The sequence below is a fragment of the Crocosphaera sp. Alani8 genome, from assembly GCF_038442745.1.
Taxonomy (GTDB): domain Bacteria; phylum Cyanobacteriota; class Cyanobacteriia; order Cyanobacteriales; family Microcystaceae; genus Crocosphaera.
The window spans coordinates 1-8837 of record NZ_JARVCN010000138.1 but is presented as its reverse complement, the minus strand read 5'-3'; the positions used below and the strand labels follow the sequence as shown (position 1 = coordinate 8837).

At 41.5% G+C, this 8837-nt stretch carries 8 protein-coding genes and 1 pseudogene; 7 read left to right on the top strand and 2 right to left on the bottom strand.

What is annotated here, in order from left to right; translation table 11 throughout:
• A partial coding sequence (locus P9B04_RS25160) for a DUF4278 domain-containing protein (protein ID WP_446717985.1) occupies positions 1 to 168 on the bottom strand: 168 nt, incomplete at its 3' end.
• Positions 169 to 445: 277 nt separating this feature from the next.
• Between P9B04_RS25160 and P9B04_RS09700 the strand changes: the two genes are divergently transcribed.
• From P9B04_RS09700 to P9B04_RS09675, 6 genes are all read left to right on the top strand, one after another.
• A complete protein-coding gene (locus P9B04_RS09700; RefSeq protein ID WP_342054787.1) occupies positions 446 to 1906 on the top strand; it encodes an NAD(P)/FAD-dependent oxidoreductase in 1461 nt (486 codons plus the stop codon).
• A gap of 14 nt (positions 1907 to 1920) precedes the next feature.
• A complete protein-coding gene (locus P9B04_RS09695) occupies positions 1921 to 2415 on the top strand; it encodes a DUF2231 domain-containing protein (RefSeq protein ID WP_342054786.1) in 495 nt (164 codons plus the stop codon).
• A complete protein-coding gene (locus P9B04_RS09690; RefSeq protein WP_342054785.1) occupies positions 2412 to 3050 on the top strand; it encodes a DUF2231 domain-containing protein in 639 nt (212 codons plus the stop codon). Before P9B04_RS09695 ends, P9B04_RS09690 begins: the two co-directional genes overlap by 4 nt.
• Positions 3047 to 3949 carry a cytochrome c oxidase subunit II gene (locus P9B04_RS09685; protein WP_342054784.1) on the top strand — a complete coding sequence of 301 codons (903 nt, stop codon included), beginning with the start codon at positions 3047 to 3049 and terminating at the stop codon, positions 3947 to 3949. Before P9B04_RS09690 ends, P9B04_RS09685 begins: the two co-directional genes overlap by 4 nt.
• Before the next feature lie 91 nt (positions 3950 to 4040).
• Positions 4041 to 5687 (top strand): cytochrome c oxidase subunit I, encoded by a 1647-nt coding sequence (locus P9B04_RS09680; RefSeq protein WP_342054783.1) that lies wholly within the window; start codon positions 4041 to 4043, stop codon positions 5685 to 5687.
• 39 nt (positions 5688 to 5726) lie between these two features.
• Positions 5727 to 6317, top strand: a complete 591-nt coding sequence (locus P9B04_RS09675) for a cytochrome c oxidase subunit 3 (RefSeq protein WP_342054782.1) — start codon at positions 5727 to 5729, stop codon at positions 6315 to 6317.
• A gap of 218 nt (positions 6318 to 6535) precedes the next feature.
• Here P9B04_RS09675 and P9B04_RS09670 read toward each other — a convergent pair.
• Positions 6536 to 6898 (bottom strand): annotated as a pseudogene (locus tag P9B04_RS09670) (IS1 family transposase); the annotation flags it as partial.
• 173 nt (positions 6899 to 7071) lie between these two features.
• Between P9B04_RS09670 and P9B04_RS09665 the strand changes: the two are divergent.
• On the top strand, positions 7072 to 8727 hold the full coding sequence (locus P9B04_RS09665) for an IS1182 family transposase (protein WP_342054781.1): 1656 nt from the start codon (positions 7072 to 7074) through the stop codon (positions 8725 to 8727).
• Positions 8728 to 8837 lie beyond the last annotated feature (110 nt).

Sequence of the window (8837 nt, the reverse complement as noted above, 5' to 3'; positions counted from 1 at the left end):
ATAGGAAAGACCACGATAAGTGAATTGGTGAGGGGAAACTGGAGGAAGATTTTGAGCTTGTTGTAGAGAATAGCTAACACCTCTGTAGGTTGCTTTCTTGTTAGGATCAGTCATAGTGACGGAGATATGAGTGGGATTGTAATCATGACCGCGATAGCTGAGTTTCATGATAGATTCTCCTTGTTTGTAATGCACTTTATTTGTTCGACATATTTTTAATCTATCCCTGGTTTGTGTCACAAGTATGGCGGTCTTATTTCCAGATTGTGTTCAACTTCTGCTTTCTTCAAAAACCTTGCTACAAGAGTTATCGTTCACCTATAATGATTCTAGTTTAACTGCGGTGCGGCAGCACTTGCGGAGTGAGAGCGCTTGTTTTTGCAATATTCCCCTAAAGTTCCATTAGTTCTTCAAATTATGATAATTTACTCAGTGAACAACTCAAATGAATCAGCCTAATCAAACAACGGTAATTGTGGGTGCTGGTTTTGCCGGTTTATTTACAGCTTTACATCTGCGTCATAAATATCACAGTGGCTCCATTATTTTAATTGATTCACAAGAGCAATTTGTTTTCAAGCCGATGCTCTATGAGATGCTAACGGGAGAATTGGAAGAAAATACAGTTTGTCCTACCTACGAAGAGTTGTTACAAGGGAGCGATATAACTTTTTTAAAAAACAAAGTCGAAACAATTAATCTGCTACAAAAACGGGTTCAATTATTGTTCGGTTCTGACTACACTTATGATTATCTCGTATTAACAGTGGGTAGCATTCAAGGCTATTTAGGAACAGAAGGAGCAAAAGATAATGCTTTTGCTTTTCGGACAAGAGAAAATGTCATTGCCCTAGAAAGCCAGTTACGGGATTGTCTATTACGCGCTAGTCAGGCAAACGACGAACAACAACGCCAGCATCTTCTAACATTTGCAGTGGTAGGGGCCGGACCTGCAGGAGTAGAAATGGCGGCAACTCTAGCGGACCTCCTGCCCCATTGGTACGATAAATTGGGGGGCAATATCCATGAAATTAGGATTATTTTAATCAATCATAGCAAGGAAATTCTCTCAGGGGATATCAATGCTCATTTAAGAGACGTTGCTTTAAAAGCCTTTAAAATGCGAACGGTTTCTGTCGAATTGCTTTTGGGGGTAGGTGTAAAAGCTGTTGAACCTGACAAACTTAAGTATCAATCTGTCGGTAGCACGGAGATAGAAACCCTATTGACCTACACTACAATCTGGACAGCTGGCACAGCTGTTAATCCTTTAATCCAAAGCTTAAGTTCTCAAATTTCTCCAGATTATTTAGATAAACATGGTTTACCCTTCGTAAAACCGACTTTACAACTATTAGGTTTTCCTGATGTTTTTGTGGCAGGAGATTGTGCTGATGTTCAAGCGCAACCTCAACCTGCACTGGCACAGGTAGCGTATCAACAAGGTACCGCCATTGCTCATAATCTGATGGCATTAGCTCATGGTACCCCTCTTTATCCTGCTGAGGTCAACCTACGAGGAACCTTGATGAAATTGGGTTTAGGCAATGGTGTTGCCAATCTGTTTGATAAAGTGCAAATTGATGGCAAACTAGGGGATATGCTTAGAACTGCTACTTATCTAGAACTACTTCCTACTCCCTTACACAACTTTAAGGCAACCACAGGATGGCTAAAAGAGGAAATCTTCCATCGCTATCACCGACCTGAACAAGCCACGAATCAAGCCCAACAGTCACCTCCCCTTTCCCCTGTCGAACAAAGAGATCGCTTATTGGTAAAAGCCTTGGCGGTTTTAGCCCCGATCGTTTTTTTTGTTGCTGCTTTTCTAGGATTGCAAACTCCTCCCTCAGAGCAGCGCAGTCCCCCCTCCTCTACTCCAACAACTTCTTCAGAATCTAACTAGGAAAATGTTCACTCATGCCTCTACTTACATTGAATGATCAGAATTTACCTTATCCTGATACCTTACACCCGATTATTGTTCACTTTGTAATTGGAATGGTTTTTTTGGCTTACTTTTGTGATATCACAGGCTATCTCAGCCGGAATCATCGCCTATTTGAAGTGAGTTGGTGGAATATGGTAGTTGCTTCAGTTGCCGTCTTTTTTGCAGTGATTTTTGGTGAGTTTGAAGCAGCACTGGCGCAACCCTATCCTGCGGCTCAGCCGATACTGGATTATCATACTATCAATGGCTGGTCTTTGTCCGCCATTTTAGTGGCTTTAACCGCTTGGCGGGGGGTTATTCGCGTTAAAGATCCGCTCAAAGTCCCTGTGGTTTATTTGGGGGCAGCTACCCTTTTAATGTGTTTGGTGTGTTTGCAAATTTATCTAGGAAGTTTAGTGGATTGGGTTTACGGACTGCACACCGCTCCCGTGGTCAAAGCTATTAAGGAAGGGATTCTACCATGAATATGCAACTTATTGAGCAGTTAAAGCAATTGGGCATACACTTAGGTGTAAATGGACTACCTTACCGATTTCCCATTCATCCTAATCTTGTGCATCTCACCTTGGGGATATTTATTATTGCGATCGCTTTTGATTTGATGGGGACGCTATTTCCCTTAGAACGACCCATTTTAAGGTTTTTAACGATGCCAGCGAGCCGGTCTAACTTTTTTGATGTCGGTTGGTACAATGCGGTGGCCGCATCGGTAGTTACTTTCTTCACTGTAGCAGCGGGTTTTTTTGAGATTTTCTTGGCGAATCCTCCCACGGATATGAAAAGTGATTGGGGATTGGGTGCAGGTTCAACAATGCTTTTACACGGAGTGGGTGGGGTTTTGCTGTTAACGATGATGGTGGCGATGACAGTTTGGCGAGGATATCAGCGTTTTCGCTGGCGCAAAGGTTATTCTCAACAAGTTCAGTGGAGCTATTTACTCGCAGGTATTTTAATTCTGGCATTTATGTTTGTCCATGGCACATTGGGGGCACAATTGGGGGCAGAGTTTGGGGTTCACAATACAGCTGCTAATCTTTTGCAGATGGGAAAAAATCCCAACCAAGTGCTTCAGTTGATTATATTTAGTGGGGTGATATGAGAGTTTTTAACATTTTGTTGTTGGTTGTCTTCGTAGTGATTATAATTATTGTCAGCCACGGATTAGGACAACAGTCCTATGATTGGTTACCGACTTCAGCCACCCAAGAAGCCGAACTGGTGGGTCATTTATTTAGCTTTTTGGTTACCTTGGGCTCATTGGTTTTCTTTGGGGTATTGGGGGTTTTACTCTATTCAATTTTCTTTTATCGAGCCAGCAAAAATGATGACAGTGATGCACCCCCAATTCGCGGGAATTGGACGCTGGAAATTACTTGGACAGTCATCCCTATTTTACTGGTCACTTGGATTGCGGGCTACAGCTACAATATCTATCAGCGCATGAATAGCCTTGGCTCTCTTTCGATTGTAAATCTGCCCAACTCCTTAATAGAGTCAGCCTTTGCTCAAACCGACAGCAGTGATATTGCCTCTGAAGAAGAAATTGAGGTGGTCGTCAAACAGTGGTCTTGGTCATTTCGCTACCCTGCCACTAATGTCACCAGTACAGCATTGCATCTTCCTGTTAATAAACGAATTCATCTTTTGATGACATCCGAGGATGTGTTACATGGTTTCTATGTCCCTAATTTTCGCATTAAGCAAGACATTGTCCCCAATCGAACGATTGAGTTAAAATTCACGCCAAATCGGGTAGGCAAATATCAACTACACGATTCTCAATTCAGCGGGACATACTTTGCTTTGATGGGGGCCGATGTCTATGTAGATACTCCTGATACTTATCAGCAATGGTTGACTCAATTATCGACTCAGCAACCCACTTCGGCAAACAATCAGGCAACCGAGGAACACGCAAATCCTCTAGAAACGCCACTAGGAGTTAGCTGGCCTATGGTTTCACCAGCTAATCCGCCAATGGTTCATTCTATTGAGTAAACGACAGCGTGCGATCGCTTTTAAGGTAAATTGAGTTGGATCACAAATCTAAACTTGAACTCACGCCATAGAAACAAAAGGACAACAATTTATGACCAATGTTTCCGCAGAAAACATGGATGGACAACCGCCCCTAGAACCGACGAATTGGAAACGCTACTTTAGCTTTAGTCTCGATCATAAAGTGATTGGGGTTCAGTATTTAGTCACATCCTTTATCTTTTTTTTGATTGCTGGCTTGTTAGCAATGATTGTTCGGGCTGAACTATTAACGCCTCCGTTAGATGTTGTTAATCGTACCCTTTACAATGGTTTGTTTACGATGCACGGCACGATTATGATCTTTTTGTGGATCTTTCCTGCGAATGTGGGATTAGCTAATTACCTTATTCCGTTGATGATTGGCGCAAAAGATGTGGCATTTCCTGTGTTAAATGCGATCGCTTTTTGGCTCGTTCCTACTTTTGGAATTTTACTTTTGTTGAGCTTTTTTCTTCCCAGTGGTACAGCACAGGCAGGTTGGTGGTCTTATCCACCAGTCAGCATCCAAAACCCCTCTGGACACCTGATTAACGGTCAATTTGTCTGGTTACTAGCAGTAGCCATCTCTGGAATTTCCTCTATCATGGGGGGCGTAAACTTTGTCACCACAATCGTTCGGATGCGCGCACCAGGAATGACACTATTTCGGATGCCTGTCTATGCTTGGACGATATTAAGTGCCCAGTTGTTGCAATTATTTTGCTTGCCCGCCTTGACGGGAGCTGCCATCATGTTGCTATTTGATCTCTCTTTGGGAACAGATTTTTTTTCTCCTTTTAAGCAAGGAAATCCCATTATTTACCAGCATTTATTTTGGTTTTACTCCCATCCAGCTGTATATGTCATGGCATTACCTGCTTTTGGCGTTTTTTCAGAAGTCATTCCTGCTTTTGCCCGTAAGCCTTTATTTGGCTATAAAATCGTTGCCATCTCCTCTTTTCTCATTGCCTTGATCGGAACTTTTGTTTGGGTGCATCATATGTTTACAAGTGCCACACCTAGCTGGATGCGGATGTTTTTTATGGCATCTACCATGTTAGTAGCCGTACCGACGGGCATTAAAGTATTTGCTTGGACTGCCACGGTTTGGCGAGGAAAGTTACATTTAGACACTCCGATGTTATTTGCCTTGGGAGGAGTGGCGATGTTTTTGTTTTCTGGTATCACGGGGGTAATGTTAGCCTCAGCCCCTTTTGATATTCATGTCAATAACACTTATTTTGTTGTGGGTCACTTTCACTATGTGGTCTTCGGTACAGTAACTATGGCAATTTATGCTGGAATTTACTTCTGGTTTCCAAAAATTACTGGACGGATGTATGGCGAAGGTTGGGGGAAAATTCATTTTTGGCTAACTTTTATTGGAGCAAATCTCAACTTTTTTCCCATGCACCCCGTTGGTCTACAGGGAATGTTACGCCGTATTTCTTCCTATGATCCCCAATATGCAAGTTGGAATGTAGTAGCAAGTCTAGGCGCATTTTTATTGGGAATGTCAACCCTCCCTTTTATCGCCAATATGGTCCGTTCTTGGCTACAGGGGAGCAAAGCCCCTAATAATCCTTGGAAAGCGACGGGTTTAGAGTGGACAATTTCTTCTCCTCCCCCTCTCGAAAATTTTGAAGAAATTCCTACTGTTACCTCAGAACCCTATGGCTATGGCGAATCTTCCCGACTAACAACTAATCTGTCCTGATAAAGAGAAGTCCTATTCTTTTTTTGAAAAGCGTGAGTTATGGAAAGCCCCAGTCGTCTGAATCAATCTCCTAATGAAGAACCAAGCAAGCCTAAAGACAACCTAGCCTTTGGATTTCCTGTTTTTCTACTATCAGAGAGCATGATTTTTGTGAGTTTTTTTATCACTTACATCATTCTGCGCCTGACGAATCCGAATTGGTTTCCCCTCGGTGTTTCTGGATTAGATGTTCCAAGAGGGGCAATCAACACAGTTATTCTAGTTGCGAGTAGTGGAGTGATTTATTGGGCAGAACAAGCCCTTAATCACCATAATTTAGTTAAGTTCAGACGACTATGGCTACTGACCGCAGTAATGGGTATTATTTTTTTGATGGGTCAAGCCCTCGAATGGCGCAATATGCCTTTTGGTTTAGATGTCGGACCTGTGGGAGGAACTTTTTATCTATTAACAGGATTTCACGGTTTGCACGTCTTAACGGGGGTTATTTTACTTTTGCTGATGTATTTTCGCTCTCTTGTTCCGGGTAATTATAACAGGGGTCATCAAGGAGTCACAGCCGTTTCTTTTTTCTGGCATTTTGTTGATATTATTTGGATTATTTTATTTTTGCTACTTTATATCTGGTAATCGAGGTTTGCTACCTTTTTTTAGCCATTCTGCTTTTATTACCCCACATTCCGCAGGTTCATCCCACATTCCGCAGGTTCATCAGACCAATAAAATAAATAATATTTTTGACAAGTGGGGCCGAGGAAGCGCAAAATGTGCCTTTGGACATCGTTCAACTTGATGGCCCACTTGTGTCCCTCTGGCCAGGTAGTGTTATTTAAGTAGTGAAAGTCAATCTAAGTTGATAGCATTTCCTCGTTATAATGATGGATGAAATACAAAATTGCTCCTTCATGGTTGAAAAAGTTTTTAGAAAATGCTAAGTTTTTTCTAACTAGACGAGAGCAACGATGCCTTAAGGTATTATTTAATCTTTCAATCCTTGTTGTTTCACCACTTTTCTTTGTACTAGGATAGTGGCGATCGCTAGGGAGTACATCACAATATGATTCCCATAAATCTGTATAAAATTTCCCATTATCCTGATAATTTTTTGGTAAGGTCTTCCAAAATTCTTTGGCACTATTTCGACTGCGATCTCCTAAATGAAATCCCACAATTTGACGACTTGATCTGGCGCACCGCGAAGCGGATCTCTGATACTGTTGGCGAAAGTAATCTAAGCGTAATTCAAAATGAAGTATAAGAAGGAATTGTGGTGAAATGATAGGGTTCCGTCAACCAAGTAATACAGGAAAAAAATATTTTCTCCCACTCCATGTATTACTTGGGAAAGTCAAATATGCTAATAAAAATATGATTTGTTCAGAAAATGTCCTTGCACCCCAAACCAATTCCGCCGATTCCTGAAGACACAGCAAGAGTAGCCCGTGCAGCTTTCCCCAAAGGAAATATTTATCTGCAACTGCGAAATACCTTAGAAACTATCTATGTTGATGAAGATTTCGCTGATTTATTCTCTGTCAAGGGAAAACCAGCCCAATCACCTTGGCGACTAGCTTTAATCTGCATTATGCAATACATGGAAAACCTTTCAGATCGTCAAGTCGCAGAAGCTGTACGAGGGCGAATTGATTGGAAATATGTACTTTCTTTACCGTTAGAAGATAGTGGGTTCGATTACTCTGTATTAAGTGAGTTTCGTAAACGTTTAATTGAATCGGGAAAAGAGGAACTTTTATTAAATAAAATAATAGAAAAAATAGAAGAGGTAGGACTTCTGAAAAAACCGAAAAGACAAAGAACTGATTCTACCCATATAATAGCTGCCATTCGTCCTCTGAATCGTCTAGAGTGCTTGGGGGAGATGATGAGGGCGGCTTTGAATAGTTTAGCCAAAGCTGCCCCAGATTGGCTAAAAGTTAATGTCAAAAAAGATTGGTTTGACCGTTACGGAAGAAGAATGGAGAGTTACCGTCTCCCTGATCCAAAGTCTGAAAGAGAAAAGTTAGGTAATCAAATGGGAGCCGATGGTTTTTATTTACTAGAAAAAATTTATTCAATTGAAGCCCCTCAAGGGTTACGTTTCCTTTTGGCTGTAGAAACTTTACGCAAAGTTTGGATTCAACAATTTTATGCCCCTGTAGATGGAATTGTTCAATGGAGAAGTCAAAAAGACTTACCTCCTGCCTCTATAGCGATTCATTCCCCTTACGATTTAGAGGCTCGCTATTCTTCCAAACGAAGTGTTAACTGGGTCGGTTATAAAGTTCATTTAACAGAAACTTGTGATGAAGATTCACCTCATTTGATTACTCAGGTTGAAACGACTCTGGCGACTCTAACAGATGAAGAGGCGGTTAAACCCATTCATCAAGATTTAGAGAAGAAGGATTTACTGCCAGATGAACATCTGATGGACATGGGTTACACCACGGCCGATAACTTAATGTCTCCTCAAAAAGACTATGACGTTAGAATAATTGGACCAGTACGAAGTGAACCATCATGGCAAGCGAGAAATCATCCCCAATTTGCCGCCGAGAATTTTCACATAGATTGGGAGCAACAAGTGGCAATTTGTCCAGAAGGACATCAAAGTCACAGTTGGAGACCGACCAAAGATAGGGGAGGACTTGGGGTTATTCAGATCCAATTTTCTTCTTCCTCTTGTAAGAATTGTTCGGCCCGAAGTCAATGTACTCGTGCTAAAAAAGACGGCAGAAAATTAACGATTCGAGAAAAAGAGAGATATATAGCCTTGAAAAATCGACGTAAAGAGCAAGATGATCCAGAGTTTCTCAAGATTTATCACAAAAGAGCCGGAATCGAAGGAACTTTATCTCAAGCCCTCCGAAAGTCGGGTTTACGTCAATCTCGTTATGTGGGTTTGGCTAAAACCCACTTACAACACATTTTAACGGCAGCAGCGTTGAATTTATATCGTCTGGATAATTGGTTAAATGATATTCTAAGAGCATCTACTCGTTATTCTCGTTTTTATGCTCTTAAGCCCAAAAAAGGTTAGTTTGTGCTTCGGTATGGGAAAATCCCCCCATGTATTACAAGGTTAAAGACAGTTCAATTAGAAGCTTCTCAAAAAGTCTGGGGGGACTCGCCGAAAGTTAGGGGACAAAG

What these genes read in the sequence shown, in the direction of transcription:
- P9B04_RS09700 (WP_342054787.1), top strand. Translation starts at nt 446, where the DNA reads ATGAATCAGCCTAATCAAACAACGGTAATTGTGGGTGCTGGTTTTGCC.
- P9B04_RS09695 (WP_342054786.1), top strand. Translation starts at nt 1,921, where the DNA reads ATGCCTCTACTTACATTGAATGATCAGAATTTACCTTATCCTGATACC.
- P9B04_RS09690 (WP_342054785.1), top strand. Translation starts at nt 2,412, where the DNA reads ATGAATATGCAACTTATTGAGCAGTTAAAGCAATTGGGCATACACTTA.
- P9B04_RS09685 (WP_342054784.1), top strand. Translation starts at nt 3,047, where the DNA reads ATGAGAGTTTTTAACATTTTGTTGTTGGTTGTCTTCGTAGTGATTATA.
- P9B04_RS09680 (WP_342054783.1), top strand. Translation starts at nt 4,041, where the DNA reads ATGACCAATGTTTCCGCAGAAAACATGGATGGACAACCGCCCCTAGAA.
- P9B04_RS09675 (WP_342054782.1), top strand. Translation starts at nt 5,727, where the DNA reads ATGGAAAGCCCCAGTCGTCTGAATCAATCTCCTAATGAAGAACCAAGC.
- P9B04_RS09665 (WP_342054781.1), top strand. Translation starts at nt 7,072, where the DNA reads ATGTCCTTGCACCCCAAACCAATTCCGCCGATTCCTGAAGACACAGCA.